This window comes from Sphingomonas sp. SRS2 (assembly GCF_000971055.1).
In the GTDB taxonomy this organism is placed as follows: domain Bacteria; phylum Pseudomonadota; class Alphaproteobacteria; order Sphingomonadales; family Sphingomonadaceae; genus Rhizorhabdus.
In genome coordinates, this window is the sequence record NZ_LARW01000103.1 from 14026 (window position 1) to 31961 (window position 17936).

Consider the following 17936-nt stretch of genomic DNA (forward strand, 5'->3'; position numbering starts at 1 on the left):
CGGACAAATCAATACGCGTCCCGGTCCCAGATCAGCCGCCAGCCGGTCTCCAGCACGATCCGCAGGTCGAGCAGCAGCGACCAGTTTTCGATATAATACATATCATATTCGACACGGCGCTTGGCGCGTTCGATGGTGCTGATCTCACCACGCAGGCCGCGCACCTGCGCCAGGCCGGTGATGCCGGGTTTGACCCGGTGGCGGGCCGCATAGCCGCGCACGGCCTCGAAATAATAGCTGTCGCCGACCATCATCAAGGTAGCGTGCGGGCGCGGGCCAACGATCGACATCTCCCCCGTCAGCACGTTGAACAGCTGCGGCAGCTCATCGATCGACAGGCGGCGGATGATCCGCCCGAACGGCGTCACCCGAGGATCGCCCCGCGTCGTCCGCTCCGCCCCGCTGACATCCTGCCGATCGATATACATCGATCGGAATTTCAGGACGCTGATCTTGACGTTGTTGAAGCCGAAGCGCTGCTGTCGGAACAGCACCGGGCCGGGGCTGGTCAGCTTGATGATCAGCGCGGTCAGCAACAGCAGCGGCGAGAGGAGGACCAGCCCGAGGATCGCCAGCACCCGGTCCTCAACGGCCTTCAATATCCGGTTGAAATCGCGCATCGGCCGCTGCCAGAGCGCGAACAGCGGCAGCGATCCGATGAAGCGCATGCTATATTGCTGCGACAGATCGAGCGCCTCGCGCGGCATCAGGCAGATGTCGACCGACACCTGCTGGAGCGCCTCGGTGATCTCGTCGAGCCGCGCCTGACCGATCATCGGCAGCGCGATGATCACCATGTCGACATCGCCCCGCCCGATCCGCTCGACCAGCGCGTCCAGCCCGCCGAGGAACGGCACGCTCCACGGCGTCTTGCGTTCGATCCGCGTAGTCCGGTCGTCGGCGACCCCGACCACCGCGACATAGGGCAGACGTTCGAGTTCGAGCAGGCGCAGCACGCGCTCGGAGTAGCCCTCATCGGCCCCATAGATGACGATGCGCTGTCCGATATGGCCCGCCTGGACGAGATAGAAGACCAGCTTGCGGACGACGAAGCGGCTGATGAACAGCATCCCCGCGGTGAGCGCCAGATAGCAGAGCGCGAGACCGGTCGAGAAAGGCTTGGCCTGGCCGAGCTGCCAGATCGTCGCGAAGACCAGCATCGCGGCGAGCAGGAACTCGAATGCCACCGCCTGGTCGCTGTCGCCCCCGCGCCCCATCGGATGGGCATAGCTGTCGCGCGACAGCCGGATCAGGAAGAAGTTGACCCCGACGATCACCGCGACGTTGACATGCTGCTCGATAAAATATTGCGGACCACGGATCGCCTCATAGGCGGCGGGGGACAGCAACGCGCCGAGCGCGAGGCAAATCAGATCGACCCCCAGGATGATCGTCGCGATCACATTGGAGGTGAAACGATATTTGCGCGATGCCGGCTCCGCCAGCGCCGCATGCCCCTCGACCATGTTCAGCATTTCGCGCCCGTCCTGCCACAGGTCAGGGGGCTTTGCCCAGCGCCGGGCCTGATCCCGGCGGTCCTGCCCGGCGGGGTCCAGGTCGCGGCGAGCTCACGGCGATCCTTGGGGCCGCCCGGGAGCTGGGCAAGGATATGAAAGGATTGGTCGACGCAGTCGGCGTCGCCGAGGCCGATGCACAGCTGCGCGCGCTCCCGCCAGCCCTCCCGCGACCGGGGATTGTCGACCGTGAAACGCTTGGCGACATCGAGCGCCCTCGATTGACGGCCGGTCCGCAGCAGATAGGCGACATAGGCCGTCAGCATGTCCGGATCTTCATCAAGCTGGTTCATCGCATGGGCATAGGCGTCGTCGGCGAGGATCGTCTCGTTGCGGCGGACATATATCTCGGCGAGTTCGACACGGCCTTCGACCATGGCGGGGTTGTCACGCACCAGCGCCTGCGCGTCGCGCAAGGCCCGCGCGATATCACCCGCGGCGAGCGAGATCCGCACCCGCATGTGCAGCGCGCGCGGATTGCTGTCGTCGAAGGCGAGGATGCGGTCGACCAGCGCCAGCGCCTGCCCGTCGCGCCCGAGCCCCGATAGCGCGCCGGCATAGAGCACGTCGGCCTCGACCCTGCCGGCGGTGATCGGGGCGTCCTTTGCGAGGGAATCGATGAACGGCCGCAGCACCGCCTCGGCCTCGGCATATCGCTTCTGGTCGAGCAGGAGATGGCCGAGCGCCACCTTCATATGGTCGTCGGCCTGCGCATTGACGAAGCGGCGGACGCGATCGACGTCGACTTTGGCGCTGCCCACCTCGTTCCATATATCGACGATGCGCTGCTGGAGATCGATATCGGCGGGATAGCGGCGGGTAAGCCGCGCGAGCATCTCCAGCGCCCGGTCCGGCCTGTCCTGTTCATAGAGCAGCCGGACATAATCGAGGCGCAACGTGATGTCGCCGGGCGCCATCGCGAACAGCCGGGAATAGACGCGCGCGGTTTTCCGGAAGTCGTTGCCACCCATATAAAGGTCGAGCAGCGCGAGCAGTTTCGCCGAAGTTTCGCCGTCCTCCGCGATCGATTTCTCGAGCAAAGCGATGGCCTGCGCCCGCTCGCCCGCCATGTTGAGCAACCGAGCCAACAGGATCGTGGCGCCCGCATTGCCCGGATCGATCTCCAGCATCTTGTCGGTGATCGCGCGCCCCTCGGGCAGCTCGCGCCGCGCCGCATGTACCGTTCCCTTGACCAGCAGCATGCGCAGCGAGCGCGGCTGATCGGCAAGTATCTGGTCGGCGAATTTCTCGGCATCCTTGAGTGAGCCGCCCGAATAGGAAAGTTCGGCCAGCGCCTGAACCGCTTCCTCGTCCCCGGGCGTGAGCTCGATCACCCGCGAATAGGCATTATAGGCATCGAGATAATTGCCGAGGTTGAGTTGGGCGCGCGCCAGCTTTGCCCAATAGCCGGGCACGTCGTCCTGCGCGGCGATTGCCTTGACGATCTCCAGCCGTGCCGCGAAATAATCCTGCCTCGCGTAAAAGCTGTCATAGCGCGCTGCGGCCTTCGCCGCCTTCCTTTCGGACGAGCCGCACGCCGCCAGCGCGAGCATCAATGCCGCCGCCACGATGCGTGCCGTCCCCGAAGCCATGTCTTGCCAGCCGTCCCTTTCCCACCGATTACAGACCGGTGGGCCGATCGGATCAATAGGGCAAAGCATAAACAATGAGCCGGACCGACATTGCAGCGGTGGTGATCGGCCGGAATGAAGGGCCCCGGCTCGGTCGCTGCCTTGCGTCGATCGGGGATTTGCGCGCCGTCTATGTCGATTCCGGATCGACCGATGGCAGCGCCGACATCGCCCGTGTGGCCGGATTTGAGGTGATCGAGCTCGAACGCGAGAACGGCTACACGGCGGCGCGCGGGCGTAATGCCGGGCTCGACCGGCTCATGGAAGATCCGACCATCTCTTATATCCAGATGGTCGATGGCGACTGTACCCTCGAACCGGGCTGGATTGCCGCCGGGGCCGCCGCGCTCGACGCCGATCAGAGACTGGGCGCGGTATTCGGCCAGCTGCGCGAGGCCCGCCCGGACGAGTCGATCTATGCTTGGCTTTGCGACATCGAATGGGCCGTCCCGCCCGGCCCCGCCCGGCTGTTCAGCGGCAATGTGCTGCTCCGCACCGATGCGGTGCGCGCCGCGGGCCGCTACCGGGCAGCGATGGTCGTGGGGGAAGACCCCGAATATGCGATCCGGCTGCGCGATGCAGGCTGGCTGATAGCCTGTCTCGCTGACCCGATGGCGGTGCATGACGCGGGCATGACGCGCTTCGGGCAGTGGTGGCGGCGCAGCGTTCGCGCCGGCCATGCCTTTGCCGCGCTCGACGCGCTTCATCCCGGCGCATTCGCCCACAATGTCGGACGCATCCTGTTCTGGGGCGGCGTGGCGCCAGTCGCGGCTGTCGCCGGACTGATCCTTTCGGCAACGCTCGATCCGCGCTGGCTGTGGCTGAGCACGGCGGCGCTTCTGCTCACCGCCGCGCAGGTGATCCGCATCGGCCTGCGCGAGATGCGGCATCGTCGCCCGGCGCGTGCCTTCACGCTCGCGCTGTTCCTCGGCATCGGCAAATATGCCGAGATGGCCGGCCTGCTGCGCTTCCATCTGAGACCCCGGCGATGATCGACTTCATCGCCTGGTCGTTGCTGCTCGTGCCTGCCGTCGTCACGTTGATCCTGATCGTCGAGCTGGTCGCGGCGAATTTCCCCGTCCGCCCCCTGCCCGCCGCTGGGGACCCCCGCATCGCCGTGGTCATCCCGGCGCATGACGAGGAGGCCGGCATCACCGCGACAGTGACCCGCGTTCATGCATCGGCGCTCGGCGCTCGGCTGATCGTCGTCGCCGACAATTGCAGCGATCAGACCGCCCATGTGGCTCGCGCCGCGGGTGCGGAGGTGATCGAACGCGACGATGCCAGCCAGCGCGGCAAGGGCTTCGCGCTGGCCTTCGCCCGCGAGCGGCTCGCCGCCGATCCGCCCGAGGTCGTCGTGATCGTCGACGCCGATTGCGAGATCGCGAGCGACGGCATCGCCCGCCTGGCCGCCGCCGCACACAGGAGCGGGCGTCCGATTCAGTCGGCCTATCTGTTGCGCCCCCGGCCCGATCTCGGCGCGATGGTCGGGCTGTCCGGCTTTGCCTTTCTTGTGCGCAACATGGTGCGGCAACGTGGCCTCGCCCGGCTCGGCGCGCCGGCGCTGCTCACCGGATCGGGCATGGCGTTCCGCTGGGACGTCTTCGCCGACGCCCCGCTCGCCACCGCGGATCTCGTCGAGGATCTGGCGCTCGGGATAGCGCTCGCCCGGTCGGGCTCGCCCCCCGCCTTCCTGCCGGGCGTGACGACCTGGTCCGATCCCGCCCGACGGGCGGCCACCGGGACGCAGCGAACCCGCTGGGAACAGGGCTTCCTGCGCACCGCGACGCGCGAGGCGCTTTCCCTTCTCGTGAGCGGACGGTGGCCACTGATATGGCTCGGCCTCCACCTGCTCGTGCCGCCGCTGGCATTGCTCGTCCTGATCGACGGTGTGGCGCTGGCGCTGCTCGGCTGGCTCGCCAGTTCGGGGGCGGCGATGCTGCCCTTCGGCCTGCTTGCCGGCCTGCTCGCCGCGCTGGTCATGCTGCTCGTGCTGACCTGGCTGCGCTTCGGACGCGCGCAGATTTCCGCTGCGGGGTTGCTGCTGATTCCCGCCTACATGATGTGGAAGCTGCCGATCTACCTCGGCGCATTGTTCCGGCCCGAACGGCGCTGGATCCGCACCGACCGCGACTAGAGAAGTGCGAGGCCCGCCGCGACGACATACGGCGCAAAGGCGAGGCTGATGCCCGCGCCGGTGATCGCCGTTCCCGCCATCACCACATAATAGAGGCCATGCGCGCGCGGATCGAACAGTCCGGCCCGGCGCAGCAATGCGATGCTGTAGACCAGCGCCCCCAGTTCGGCGGCGGTCAGCGCCAGCGGCAAGGCTATCGGCCCGAGCGAGCGGAATAGCGCGGCGACTCCGATCGCGAACAGGGCGAGGCGGATCAGGTTCGCGCGCAGGGTCGGGCTGGTGCGCCCCATCGCAAGGATCGTCTGGATATTGGTATAGCTGTCGATGTCGAGGGCGGCGCGCAGCGCGAGCACCGAAAAATAGATCCAGCCATATTCGTAGCGGTGATCGAACAATATCCGAAACAGCGCGGGGGCGACGCCGATGGCGAAGCCGAAACCCGCGAACAGCAACAGATAGAAGCGCCGGCGCGCGGCATAGAAGATCGCGGCCAGCGCCGCCGCGCCCCCGCGCCAGCTGCGCGAGGCGAGCGGGAAGAAATAGCGCTCGACATAGTTGCGGCCGAACGGCGCGAGCGCGAGCGCCAGATTGGCGGGCAGCATATAGACTCCGAAATCGGCGACGCTGAACAGCCTGGCGAACAATATCTTGTCCGACTGGGTGATCAGCAACGTCAGGAGCGTCGACGCCATGATCCAGCGCGAGAAGCGGAAAAACTCGCGCGCCAATGCCCCATCCACGGCGAAGCGCGACCCGCCGGGCAGGAGCAACAGGGTGAGAATTGGGCGCGCGATCGCACCCACATAGAGGCCGGCGATCAGCGCGCGATAATCGGGCATCACCAGCGTGAGTGCGAGATTGGCGGCGATCTGGAGCGCGAGGGTAGCTAGCTCGACCGCGCAGCTCGCGCGCACCCGCCCCTCGCGCTGGGCCAGCAACAAGGTCATCGGACAGAGCGCGTTGATCAGGAAGAGCGGGGCCGCCGCCGCGATCGGCCAGGCAAGTTCGGGCTTGCCGAGAAAATGGGCGATCGGCCATGCCCCGGCGAGCATCACCAGCATCAGCAGCGCGCCCTGACCCAGCCGGATCGTCCAGATCACGTCGAGAAAGCGGCGCTCGCCGCCCTTGTGATGGCGGATGACGAAATCGAAGAAACCAAGGTCGGTGAGCATCGTCAGCACGACCATCACCGAGATGATGACGCCGACCACGCCAAAGGCATGCGGATCGAGCAGCCGGGTGAGGACGACATTGCTGCCGAGCCGGAAGATCAGCGTGGTCGCGGTAAAGGCGAACAGCATCGCGCCAGCCTCGCTGCGCGCCAGCCCGAGCAGCGCCCGCGTCATCCGCGTTCCGGGGCCGGCCACCATGGTCATCGCAGCGACGGAAGCCTTTCGCCGCCAGCATCGGCGGCGGGCTCCGCGATGACCGGTGCGGGTCGGGCTCCATCGGCGCGGCGGGTGCGGGCGATATCGTAGCGCAGCGCGATCAGCATCGCGACAGTGAAGAAGCTGAACTGCATCGGCGCGACCCAGCTGCTGAGCAGCGCCAGCGCGACGATGATCGCGGTCTGGATCGATATCAGCGTCTGGGCGAGCAGAAGATGATGCTTGCCGGGGTTCAACCGCCGGATCGCGCGATAATGCGTGTAGGAAGAGAACAGGAACAGGACGAAGGGGATCAGCGAGACGATCCCGCCCTCGACGACGATCGCGATATAGGCGTTGACCAGATCGACGATGCCCTGCCCCTGGATGAACTTGTCGAGCAGTCCTTCCGGGATCGCCTCGCGATAGCCCAGCCACACCCGGTCCCCGAGCGCGCGGGGAATGCCGGTGATCAGCTGGATCCGGTAATCGGTCGAAGATTGCGCGTCGCCGCCACCAAGGATCGGCAGGGCGAAAATCGTCACGAAGCCGGCGAGCGGCACCAGCAGCGCGAGCAGATACCGGCCGCGCAGCATCTGAAAGGTCATGATCCCGACCGCGACCGCGACCAGCCCCGATCGCGACAGGGTCGACGCCAGACCGATCAGGATCGCCACGCCCAGCAGCAGCAACGGCGCCGGCCGTTCCCGCGACAGCCAAAGTCCCCAGGCTCCGACCGCCGCGAGGCCCAGCATGGCCCCGCCGGTCAGCGGATGGGAGAATGGGCCGTAGGCCCGCGCGATGCCGCCGCGTTCGAGCCACACACGCGGCGCATCGATCGTCCAGAGCTCGTTTTTGACCCCCATTACACCGGCATAGAGCGGCCAGTGTCGGACGGTCTCGAAGATGCAGAGCAGCCCCGCCGCCGCCGCCGCGAGCACCAACAACCGCAACACCAGCTCGGGCCGCTCGATCCGGACCCGTGAGAGGACGTAATAGCTGATCACATAGGGTACGAAATAGGAGGCGATGTTGCGCGCGATCCCGGTCGGCGTCTCACGCAGCGAAACGCAGACGCCATAGATCACGACAAACGCCAGCATATAAACGTCGCTCATCGCGAAGCGCCGCCGCAGATGATGTTCGGGATGGAGCAGATAGCCGATCAGCAGCGCGCCCGAGAGCGCCATGAACGGCGTCAGCGGCGCGATATAGGCCCCCGCAATGGCAAGCAGCGCGCCGGCGGCCGGGGTCCAGATGAAGAAGAACAAATAGGTCGCCGCCATCGGCACGCGCTTGTCGAAGCAGCTGATCAGGATCAGCCCGAAGAGCAACTGAGTCCACAACATCGGCACGAAGCTGACCGCGAGACAGACCACCAGCATGCCGCTGAGCACCAGCTGGGCGAGATACCGCCGCTCCCATTGCTCACGGACCAGCATCGCCGCCGGCAGCGCGGCGAACACGAGCAGCCCGCATAATACGATGGCGTTCTTCCAGAGAAACATCGGCCCCCGCTCGCCAGACTAATCCACCCTAATCAAGCTCTATGCGCGCAAGGTAAAGAAGGAATGGCTTGATCGCGCCGCCGACTCCCCCCAAATGGCGGTCATGCTTATAGAAACCGAACTTACGCCCAATCCGGCGACCCAGAAATTCCTGCCCGGCCGCGCCGTGATGACGGCGGGAACCCGCGACTTCGCCGATCCCGAGGAAGCCGCCGCGTCACCACTGGCCGAAGCATTATTCTCGCTGGGCGACGTGACCGGCGTGTTCTTCGGTCAGGACTTCGTTTCCGTCACTGCGGCGGAGGGCGCCGACTGGCGCGACCTCAAGCCGCAGGTGCTGGGCGTGCTGCTCGATCATTTCGCGTCGGAAGCGCCGCTGTTCCATGCGGGTAACGCCGCGGAGATCGTGATCGACGACGTCGAGATGGGCGACGACCCCGCCGATGCGGAGATCGTCGCGCAAATCAAGGAGCTGATCGAGACCCGGGTGCGCCCGGCGGTGGCCAAGGACGGCGGCGATATCGTCTACCGCGGCTTTCAGCGCGGCACCGTCTATCTGGCCATGCAGGGTGCCTGTTCGGGATGTCCGTCATCGTCGGCGACGCTCAAGCAGGGGATCGAGACCCTGCTCAAACATTATGTGCCAGAGGTCACCGAGGTCCGCGCAGCCTGATCGACTTCGCTCCAGATCATCGAAGGGGTTTTTGAATGGCCAAGCTGTCCGACGAAGGACTTGACCTGCTGTTTCGTAACGCGCGCAGCTATAACGGATTTCTCGACAAGCAGGTAAGCGAGGCGCAGCTGCGCGAAATCTGGGACCTGCTGAAGATGGGCCCGACCTCGGCCAACCTCTTCCCGCTTCGGATCGTCTGGTGCGTGAGCCAGGACTCCAAGGAAAAGCTTTCCAGCCTGAGCTCCGGCACCAATGCCGCCAAAATCCTCAAGGCGCCGGTAACGGCGATCCTTGCGACTGATACGGCATTCTACAAGCATGGTCCCCGGCTTTTCCCTGTGGCCGATGTGCAATCCTGGTTCACCGACACCAGCGGCGCGCCCAATGAGGCAGCGATCAGCGGCGGCTTCCGCAACAGCTCGCTGCAGGGCGCCTATTTCATCCTCGCCGCACGCGCCCTCGGGCTCGACACCGGTCCGATGTCGGGCTTCGACAACGCCGCTGTCGACGAAGCCTTCTTCGCCGGTACGACCCTCCGGTCGAACTTCATCAGCACGCTGGGCTATGGCGACCCGGCAACGATCTTCGAGCGTCTGCCCCGGCCGTCGTTCGAGGAGTTCACGACGATCGCCTGAGGCGAGGAGCGGTGCCGCGGACCCTGGTGATCGATACCGCGACCGCCGCCTGTTCGGTGGCGCTGATCGAAGATCATGGGATCGTCGCGGAATTCCATGACGTGGTCGGTCGCGGCCATGCCGAGCGGCTGATGCCGATGATTGCCGCCCTGCCCGACGGCGGCCGTGCCGATGCCATCCTGGTCGATTGCGGTCCCGGCAGCTTCACCGGTGTCCGGGTCGGCCTCGCCACCGCCCGCGCGCTGGGGCTGGGCTGGGGCATCGGCGTGCATGGCTATAGTTCGATGTCGGTCATTGCCGCCGCCGCGGGCCGCGACGACGATCTGCGGGCGACGGCGGTCGGGATCGCGCTGACTGGCGGACATGGCGAATTGTTCGTCCAGCGTTTCGCCGTCCAGCCGCTCACGGCCCTGTCTTCGCTCGAATCTCTCCCGCCCGATCGCGCGGCCATGGCAATCGCCGAAGATGATATCTTTGGATCGGGAGCTGCGACGCTCGTCGCGGCGCGCGGCAGTGGCGTGGCGCATGATCGGTTGCCGCGCGCCGCCGACGCGCTGCTGCTTCCCCCGGCTCTCGCCCGGCTGGCGCCGAGCCCGATCTATGGGCGCGACGCCGACGCGAAGCCCGCCGCATGACCGCGATCGACATCAACGAGGTGGGGACCGACGCGCTCGATGCGGTCATGGCCGTGATGAACACCGCCTTCGATCCCGGTTTCGGCGAGGCATGGACCGAACCGCAGACGTTGACGATGATGGCCATGCCCGGGGTCTGGCTGTCGCTCGCGCGGGTCGATGGCCGGCCAGTGGGATTCGCCCTCAATCGCATCATCCTCGACGAGGCCGAACTCCTCCTGCTCGCCGTCGCTCCCGCCAACCGCCGGCAGGGTGTCGGTATGGCGCTAATCGAACGATCCCGTAGTCAAACGCAGCTGCGTAACGGATCGCGACTTCATCTTGAAGTGAGGCACAATAATCCGGCGATCGAACTATATAAGAAGGCCGGCTTCGCGATAGCAGGACGAAGACCCGGCTATTATCGCGGAAACGATGGCCATCTTTACGATGCCTTGACCTTATCTTGTGTTCTAGGCCAGCCTTAACTTCGATATTTTGCCAGAATCACGTTGCAAAGCGAGAGGAATGGGCGCAGAGGCCGTGCTTCGAGTGCGCACGACAGCATTCCAGACTAAATTCCACCTATATCAACTACTAAGGGTTGCACTATGACCGATAATAACGGCCTCACCGAAACGCTGATTGCTTTGACCGCAGACATCGTCTCCGCGCATGTCAGCAACAATAGTGTCGCGGTGTCCGATTTGCCGCTTCTGATCCAGAATGTGCACAATGCGCTCGCGTCGCTCGGCGACGATCTGGTCGAACCGGAAGTGAAGCAGGAGCCGGCGGTGTCGATCCGCGCGTCGATCAAGCCCGATTACATCGTCTGCCTCGAAGACGGCAAGAAGCTGAAGATGCTCAAGCGCCACCTGATGACCCATTATCAGATGACCCCCGAGCAGTATCGCACCAAGTGGAACCTGCCGGCCGACTATCCGATGGTCGCCCCGAACTATGCCGAGCAGCGCCGCTCGCTCGCCAAGAAGATCGGCCTCGGCACCAAGCGCCGCACCCGCTGATCCAATCCGTTCAGGGGGTGGAGCAATCCACCCCTTGCACTTTTAGAGTGCGCCTGACCTTGTGTTCGCAACCGCGATGCGGCTAACAAGGCTTCCATGCCCGGCAAGATCGACATCGAACAGCTTTGCGCTGAAAAAGGCCTCCGTATCACCGAGCAGCGCCGCGTGATCGCGCGCGTTCTGTCCGACGCGGACGATCATCCCGACGTTGAGTTGCTGCATCAGCGCGCCGCCCAGATCGATCCTGGCATCTCGATCGCCACCGTCTATCGCACGGTGCGCCTGTTCGAGGATGCCGGTATCCTCGAACGCCATGATTTCGGCGACGGACGCGCGCGCTATGAAGCCGCCCCCGAAGCGCATCACGATCATCTGATCAACGTCGAGACCGGCGAAGTAATCGAGTTCGTCGACCGCGAACTCGAAGAGCTTCAACGCAAGATCGCCGAAAAACTCGGCTTCCGTCTCGTCGATCACCGGCTCGAACTTTACGGCGTCTCCGCAGACCGCCCGAAATAGGCCGCGCGTCGTGCGGTATCGGGCTACGGCCCGCCTCGTCCTCGCCCTGTCGGTTCTCGCCTTTTGCCTGACCAGCTATGCGATCACCTGGCCGCTGCGCAAACGGATCGGCTGGACCCGCTTCTTCCTGCAATGGTTCGGCGAGGCGCTCGGCCTCGACGTCCGGATCGCCGGTAAACCGGCAGGCCGTGACGTCCTGTACGTCGCCAATCACGTCAGCTGGCTCGACATATTGGCGCTCGGCGGCGCGACTCCGACCGCGTTCGTCTCGAAGGACGATGTCCGCCGCTGGCCGCTGGTCGGCATGCTGGCGCGGATCGGCGGCACCATCTTCATCGACCGCGACAGCCGGCGCGCGGTGCGCGGCCAGGCCGACCGACTCGGTCTCGCGCTGCTCGATCATCATCCGGTCACGCTGTTCCCCGAAGGCACCACCAACGACGGCCTCTCGCTTTTCGCGTTCCGGCCCGCGCTGTTCGCCTCGGTCGCCCCCGCGCCGCCGGGCATCGTCGTCCAGCCGGTCGCGATCGACTATGGCGATGCCGGAGCCGAAATCGCCTGGACCGGCGACGAAGACCTCGGTCCGAACGCGCGGAAGGTGCTCGAACGCCCCGGCCCGCTCGTCTGCACGCTCCGCTTCCTGCCGCCGCTCGCGCCATCGGACGACCGCAAGCAGCTCGCCGCGCAGGCACAGGCCGCGATCACGGCGGCGCTGGCGCGTTAGGCTCGCTTCCCCTATAGGCCCCCGCATGTCACGTCCCGCCCCCAAGAGCTTCCACGTCAAGTCGTTCGGCTGCCAGATGAACGCCTATGACGGCACCCGCATGGCCGAACTGCTCGAAGCGCAGGGCATGACGGCGGCGGACAATCCCGAAGCGGCCGACCTCATCGTCCTCAACACCTGCCACATCCGCGAAAAGGCCGCAGAAAAGGTCTATTCGGACATCGGGCGGATCGTGAAGCGCTCGGGCAACGAGAAGCCGATGATCGCGGTTGCCGGCTGCGTAGCCCAGGCCGAGGGCGCGGAAATCCCGCGCCGCGCGCCCGCGGTGGATATCGTCGTCGGGCCGCAGGCCTATCACAACCTGCCCCAGTTGGTGGCCGATGCGGTTGCGGGCAAGCGTGCGCTCGACACCGACATGCCCGCCGCATCGAAGTTCGATGCCCTGCCCAAGCGCCGACGTCAGGGGGCCAGCGCCTTCCTGACGGTGCAGGAGGGTTGCGACAAATTCTGCACTTATTGCGTGGTGCCCTATACCCGCGGCGCGGAGATTTCGCGGCCTTGGGGGGCGATCATCGACGAGGCGAAGGCGCTGGTCGATGCCGGCGCGCGCGAGATCACCCTGCTTGGCCAGAACGTCAACGCCTGGGCGGCGGACGACGACAAGGGGCGGCCACAGGGCCTCGATGGCCTGATCCGCGCGCTCGACGCGCTGCCGGGCGTCGCGCGCATCCGCTACATGACCAGCCATCCGAATGACATGAGCGACGGCCTGATCGCCGCGCATGGCGAGGTCGCGAAGCTGATGCCCTTCCTCCATCTGCCGGTGCAGGCGGGTTCGGACCGCATCCTCAAGGCGATGAACCGCAGCCATGACGCCGCGAGCTATCTCCGGCTGATCGACCGCGTCCGGACGGTGCGGCCGGACATCGCCATTTCGGGCGACTTCATCGTCGGCTTCCCGGGAGAGACCGAAGCGGATTTCGAAGACACTCTCTCCGTCATCCGGCAGGTCGAACATGCCATGGCGTTCAGCTTCAAATATAGCCCGCGCCCCGGCACGCCGGCGGCGACCATGGCCGACCAGATCGCGCCGGCGGTGATGGACGAGCGGCTCCAGCGGCTCCAGGCGCTTCTCAACGAACAGCAGCACGGCTTCAATCTCGCCACCGTCGGCAAGCGCTGCGATGTGCTGATCGAGCGCGACGGCAAGCGCCCCGGCCAGCGGATCGGCAAGTCGCCCTGGCTCCAGTCGGTGATCGTCGAGGATGGCCCGGCGATCGGCGAACTGGTGACGGTCGATATCGTCGCGGCCGGCCCGAATAGCATGACCGGCATGATCGCGGAACGGCAGGCGGCATAAAGAGCCTTTCCCCCGCCGCGATGGCGGGCGAGGGAAAGCCACACCGTCACCCATCTGCCACATCAACGGTGGATAAGTAGCGCGCCGCGCCGCTTTCCCTCTTCGCATGGGTCCAAATGCGCGTAGGATCGTTGAGACCGGACGAACCCCGTTCGGGGATAAGGAAAGGAAGCTGCCGCCCCTTATGTCGCGCAAGCCAGTTCCCGCGCAGGCCGGAGATCGCGCCCGGCGAGAGATCCTCTTCGACAAGCCCCAGCTTCTTGGACGTTTGTTCGGCGAGTTCGACCAGAACCTGGTTGCGATAGAGAACAGGCTGGGGGTGTATATAGCGGCGCGCGGCAACAAGCTGCAGATCGAAGGCGAGGCGGAAGCCGCCGGCCGCGCGCGCGAGGTCCTCACCGGCCTCTACAACCGCATCGTCCAGGGCCAGGATATCGACAGCGGCGCGGTCGAGGCGGTGATCGCGATGGCGGCCGAACCGACGCTCGACGGGATCATCCGCAAGGATGTCGCCGACATCCCCAAGGTGATGATCCGCACCCGCAAGAAGACGATCGTCCCGCGATCGGCGACCCAGATCAAATATATGGAAGCGCTCAACCGCTCCGATGTCATCTTCGCCCTGGGCCCGGCGGGCACCGGCAAGACCTATCTCGCGGTCGCGCAGGCGGTGCAGCAGCTGATCCAGGGCACGGTTGACCGGCTGATCCTCTCGCGTCCCGCGGTCGAGGCCGGCGAGCGCCTGGGCTTCCTGCCGGGTGACATGAAGGAGAAGGTCGATCCCTATCTCCGTCCGCTTTACGACGCGCTGTACGACATGCTGCCGACCGAACAGGTCGAGCGGCGCATCGCCAGCGGCGAGATCGAGATCGCACCGATCGCCTTCATGCGCGGCCGCACGCTGGGGGACGCCTTCGTCATCCTCGACGAGGCGCAGAACACCACCCCCGCGCAGATGAAGATGTTCCTCACCCGCTTCGGCCAGAACAGCCGGATGGTGATCTGCGGCGATCCGCGCCAGATCGATCTGCCCGATATCGGCAAGTCGGGCCTGGCCGACGCCGTCACCAAGCTGGAGGGTATCGAGGGCATCGCCACGGTCCGCTTCGGCGCGGCCGATGTCGTCCGTCACCCGATCGTCGGCCGTATCGTCGAGGCCTATGAAGGACCTGATAACGCGTGATCGAGATAGCGGTTCAGGCGGAACCGGGCTGGAATGACGGCGCCGATTGGGAAGCCCTCGCGACCGAGGCGGTCGCTGCGGCGTTGCGCGTGACGCCGCATGCCGAGATGCTGACGGCGGATTATACGGCCGAAGTCTCGATCCGGCTGACCGACGACGACGAGGTGCAGGCGCTCAACCGCCAATATCGCCAGAAGGACAAGCCCACCAATGTGCTGAGCTTCCCGATGGTGCAGGACGATCTGCTCGGCGGGCTCGATAATAGCGACGATGGCGAGGTCCTGCTCGGCGACATCATCCTGGCGCGCGGCGTGTGTGAGCGCGAGGCGGCGGAAAAGGGCGTGAGCACCACCGAGCACGCCACCCATCTGATCGTTCACGGCACGCTGCACCTGCTCGGCTACGATCATATCGCCGATGACGAGGCCGAGGCGATGGAGGATCTCGAACGGGTCGCGCTGAGGGCGCTCGGCATCGACGACCCCTATGCCGTCACCGAGAGCTGAGCGAACAGGGTGAGGGCCGGCGCGCGGGCACGACACATTAACGTTGCTCCCCGGGCGGTATTTCGGTTAGCGAATCACGCTATGAGAACGGCACACTAGAAAGATCATGCCCGACGACAGCAGTAGCAGCGCCGCGGAGAGCGGCGGACGATGGTGGCGCGGGTTGCGCTCGCTCTTTTCACCGGAGCACGAGCCCAGCCTGCGCGACCAGATCGAGGAAGTTATCGAGGAGCATGACAGCGAGGGCGACGGCGGGGACGACCTGTCCTCCGCCGAGCGCGAGATGCTCCGCAACATCCTGCATTTCGGCGAACGCAACGTCGGCGATATCGGCGTGCCGCGTGGCGACATCATCGCGGTGCCGGAGACGATCGGCTTCGACGAGCTGGTCGCCCGCTTCGCCGAGGCCGAACATAGCCGCCTGCCCGTATTCTGCGAGGATCTCGATCATGTCATCGGCATGATCCATGTGAAGGACGTGTTCCGGATTATCGCGACCGGCGCCCCGCGACCGACGACGATCGCCGGACTGATCCGTCAGCCGCGCTTCGTGCCCTCGTCGATGCGGATCATCGATCTGCTTGCCGAGATGCGCGAGACGCGCACCCATCTCGCGATCGTCCTCAACGAATATAGCGGCACCGACGGATTGGTGACGATCGAGGATCTGGTCGAGGAAATCGTCGGCGACATTTCCGACGAGCATGACGAGGAAGAGGAAGAGCTGCTCATCCCGCTCGGCGACTCGCTCTGGTCGGCCGATGCCCGCGCCGAACTGGAGGATGTCGCCCGGCTGATCGATCCGCGCCTCGCCGATATTGACGACGATGTCGAGACGCTGGGTGGCCTCGCCTCGGCGCTGGCGGGACAGGTGCCGGCGATCGGCCAGATCGTCGAACACCCCAGCGGCTGGCGGCTCGAGATCGCCGATGCCGACGAACGCCGGGTGAAGAAATTGCTGCTCCATCCGCCTGTAAGGCAGGACAGCGCGGAAGAGTAGAAGCACGGGATGCCCAAATCGGGCCAGATGCGTTAGAAGAGGCGACTTCGTGCGCCCGGAGAGGCATTATGACGACCAAGAAGAAGCTGCTCATCGCGATCCCAGTCCTGGCCCTGATCGCCGCTCTGGTGGTGATCTACGTGCTGTTCACGCATGAGAAGGCCGAGGTCGACTTCGCCGCGACGGTAGGCGCCCGGCCGAAGCTCAGCGAGCCGAACGAGACGCTGGTCCCGACGATCAATGTCGCGAAGGCGGTCGGCTGGAAGACCGGCGAGAAGCCTGTCGCCGCCGCCGGCCTCTCGGTTGCGCGCTTCGCTGACGGCCTTCAGCATCCGCGCTGGCTCTACGTACTCCCCAACAACGACCTGCTGGTCAGCGAGAGCAATTCGCCGCCGCGCGACGACAAGAATGGCGGCGGCGGCGTGACCGGCTATGTGATGAGCAAGCTGATGGCAAAGGCGGGCGCGGGCGTCCCCTCGCCTAACCGGATCATCCTGCTGCGCGATGCCGATGGCGACGGCCGCGCCGAGCTCAGGACAGTGCTGATATCCGGGCTGAATTCGCCCAGCGGCATGGGCTGGCATGACGGCCAGCTCTACATCGCCAATACCGACGCACTGGTCCGCGTGCCCTTCACCCCCGGCCAGACGAAGATTGATGCGAAGCCGGTGGTGATCGCGAAGCTGCCCGGCGGGCTCAATCACTGGGCGCGCAATCTGCTGATCGCGCCTGACGGTAAGTCGGTGTTCGTGTCGGTCGGATCGGGCTCGAACATCGGCGAGCGCGGCATGGACAAGGAAGAGAAGCGCGCCGCGATCTGGCAGATCGAATTGCCCTCCGGCAAGGATCGCATATTCGCCTATGGCTTGCGCAATCCCAACGGCCTGGCCTTCGAGCCCACCACCGGCGACCTGTGGACCACGGTCAACGAGCGCGACATGATCGGCTCCGACATGGTCCCCGACTATCTTACCGAAGTGCAGTTCGGCGGCTTCTATGGCTGGCCCTGGTATTATTGGGGCGGCTTCATCGACAAGCGCGTACCCGAACCCGCCGAGAATCTGCAATCCTATGTGATCCGCCCGGATTATGCGCTCGGACCGCATGTCGCGGCGTTGGGACTGACCTTCACCCAGGGCGCGATCCTGGGCCCGGACTATGCCAGCGGCGCCTTCATCGCCGAACATGGCTCGTGGAACCGGCGGCCCTTTGCGGGATACAAGGTGGTGTTCGTGCCCTTTGCGCAGGGCAAGCCGAGCGGCAAGCCGCGCGACATATTGAGCGGCTTCCTGTCCGACAAGGAACAGGCGCGTGGCCGCCCGGTGGCGGTGGCGATCGGCAAACGCGGCGGCCTGCTGGTCAGCGACGATGTCGGTGGAGTGATCTGGCGGGTGACGGCCCCGGCGAAATAATTCGGTTGGCCTCAAGCGCCGGCGGCCACATCCGTGACCTTGGCTATCCTCGCATAAGCTGAGACGCGCGTTCGCGCTTGCGAAGCCTTGGCAGGGTCCGACGATAAGCGCTGCATCGGGACGCATGA

At 65.5% G+C, this 17936-nt stretch carries 18 protein-coding genes; 14 read left to right on the top strand and 4 right to left on the bottom strand.

Annotated features, from left to right (window positions below; translation table 11 throughout):
• Positions 1–8 precede the first annotated feature (8 nt).
• On the bottom strand, positions 9–1475 hold the full coding sequence (locus WP12_RS15395) for an undecaprenyl-phosphate glucose phosphotransferase (protein ID WP_046194564.1): 1467 nt from the start codon (positions 1473–1475) through the stop codon (positions 9–11).
• Positions 1469–3106: a tetratricopeptide repeat protein gene (locus WP12_RS15400; RefSeq protein WP_046194565.1), complete on the bottom strand. Its 1638-nt coding sequence runs from the start codon at positions 3104–3106 to the stop codon at positions 1469–1471. Before WP12_RS15400 ends, WP12_RS15395 begins: the two co-directional genes overlap by 7 nt.
• Before the next feature lie 74 nt (positions 3107–3180).
• Between WP12_RS15400 and WP12_RS15405 the strand changes: the two genes are divergently transcribed.
• Positions 3181–4137 carry a glycosyltransferase gene (locus tag WP12_RS15405; protein WP_046194566.1) on the top strand — a complete coding sequence of 319 codons (957 nt, stop codon included), beginning with the start codon at positions 3181–3183 and terminating at the stop codon, positions 4135–4137.
• A complete protein-coding gene (locus tag WP12_RS15410) occupies positions 4134–5282 on the top strand; it encodes a glycosyltransferase family 2 protein (protein ID WP_046194567.1) in 1149 nt (382 codons plus the stop codon). The genes WP12_RS15405 and WP12_RS15410 overlap by 4 nt, the downstream gene beginning before the upstream one ends.
• On the opposite strand, the gene WP12_RS15415 is transcribed toward WP12_RS15410, so the two are convergent.
• Entirely contained in the window at positions 5279–6658 is a 1380-nt protein-coding gene (locus WP12_RS15415) for an oligosaccharide flippase family protein (RefSeq protein WP_235399161.1), read from the bottom strand. The two genes, WP12_RS15410 and WP12_RS15415, sit on opposite strands and share 4 nt — an antisense overlap.
• Entirely contained in the window at positions 6655–8157 is a 1503-nt protein-coding gene (locus tag WP12_RS15420) for an O-antigen ligase family protein (protein WP_046194568.1), read from the bottom strand. The genes WP12_RS15415 and WP12_RS15420 overlap by 4 nt, the downstream gene beginning before the upstream one ends.
• Before the next feature lie 103 nt (positions 8158–8260).
• Here WP12_RS15420 and WP12_RS15425 point away from each other — a divergent pair, with 103 nt between their 5' ends.
• The 12 genes from WP12_RS15425 to WP12_RS15480 all read left to right on the top strand — a co-directional run bounded on the left by WP12_RS15425 (position 8261) and on the right by WP12_RS15480 (position 17808).
• Positions 8261–8830: a NifU family protein gene (locus WP12_RS15425; RefSeq protein WP_046194594.1), complete on the top strand. Its 570-nt coding sequence runs from the start codon at positions 8261–8263 to the stop codon at positions 8828–8830.
• A 35-nt stretch (positions 8831–8865) separates the two neighbouring features.
• Positions 8866–9465 carry a malonic semialdehyde reductase gene (locus tag WP12_RS15430; protein WP_046194569.1) on the top strand — a complete coding sequence of 200 codons (600 nt, stop codon included), beginning with the start codon at positions 8866–8868 and terminating at the stop codon, positions 9463–9465.
• A gap of 11 nt (positions 9466–9476) precedes the next feature.
• A complete protein-coding gene (gene tsaB / locus WP12_RS15435) occupies positions 9477–10100 on the top strand; it encodes a tRNA (adenosine(37)-N6)-threonylcarbamoyltransferase complex dimerization subunit type 1 TsaB (RefSeq protein ID WP_046194570.1) in 624 nt (207 codons plus the stop codon).
• Positions 10097–10567, top strand: coding sequence for a GNAT family N-acetyltransferase (locus WP12_RS15440; RefSeq protein ID WP_046194571.1), 471 nt, complete (start codon positions 10097–10099; stop codon positions 10565–10567). Before tsaB ends, WP12_RS15440 begins: the two co-directional genes overlap by 4 nt.
• A 123-nt stretch (positions 10568–10690) precedes the next feature.
• A complete protein-coding gene (locus WP12_RS15445) occupies positions 10691–11104 on the top strand; it encodes a MucR family transcriptional regulator (RefSeq protein WP_046194572.1) in 414 nt (137 codons plus the stop codon).
• Positions 11105–11200: 96 nt separating this feature from the next.
• Positions 11201–11623 (top strand): Fur family transcriptional regulator, encoded by a 423-nt coding sequence (locus WP12_RS15450; protein WP_046194573.1) that lies wholly within the window; start codon positions 11201–11203, stop codon positions 11621–11623.
• Positions 11624–11633: 10 nt separating this feature from the next.
• Positions 11634–12347 carry a lysophospholipid acyltransferase family protein gene (locus WP12_RS15455; protein WP_046194574.1) on the top strand — a complete coding sequence of 238 codons (714 nt, stop codon included), beginning with the start codon at positions 11634–11636 and terminating at the stop codon, positions 12345–12347.
• Positions 12348–12360: 13 nt separating this feature from the next.
• Positions 12361–13707, top strand: a complete 1347-nt coding sequence (gene miaB / locus WP12_RS15460; RefSeq protein ID WP_046194595.1) for a tRNA (N6-isopentenyl adenosine(37)-C2)-methylthiotransferase MiaB — start codon at positions 12361–12363, stop codon at positions 13705–13707.
• A gap of 184 nt (positions 13708–13891) precedes the next feature.
• Complete coding sequence (locus WP12_RS15465) at positions 13892–14890, top strand: PhoH family protein (protein WP_046194575.1); 999 nt, start codon at positions 13892–13894, stop codon at positions 14888–14890.
• Positions 14887–15396: an rRNA maturation RNase YbeY gene (gene ybeY, locus WP12_RS15470; RefSeq protein WP_046194576.1), complete on the top strand. Its 510-nt coding sequence runs from the start codon at positions 14887–14889 to the stop codon at positions 15394–15396. Before WP12_RS15465 ends, ybeY begins: the two co-directional genes overlap by 4 nt.
• Positions 15397–15502: 106 nt before the next feature.
• Entirely contained in the window at positions 15503–16396 is an 894-nt protein-coding gene (locus WP12_RS15475) for a hemolysin family protein (RefSeq protein WP_046194577.1), read from the top strand.
• 68 nt (positions 16397–16464) lie between these two features.
• On the top strand, positions 16465–17808 hold the full coding sequence (locus tag WP12_RS15480; RefSeq protein WP_046194578.1) for a PQQ-dependent sugar dehydrogenase: 1344 nt from the start codon (positions 16465–16467) through the stop codon (positions 17806–17808).
• Positions 17809–17936: the final 128 nt, after the last annotated feature.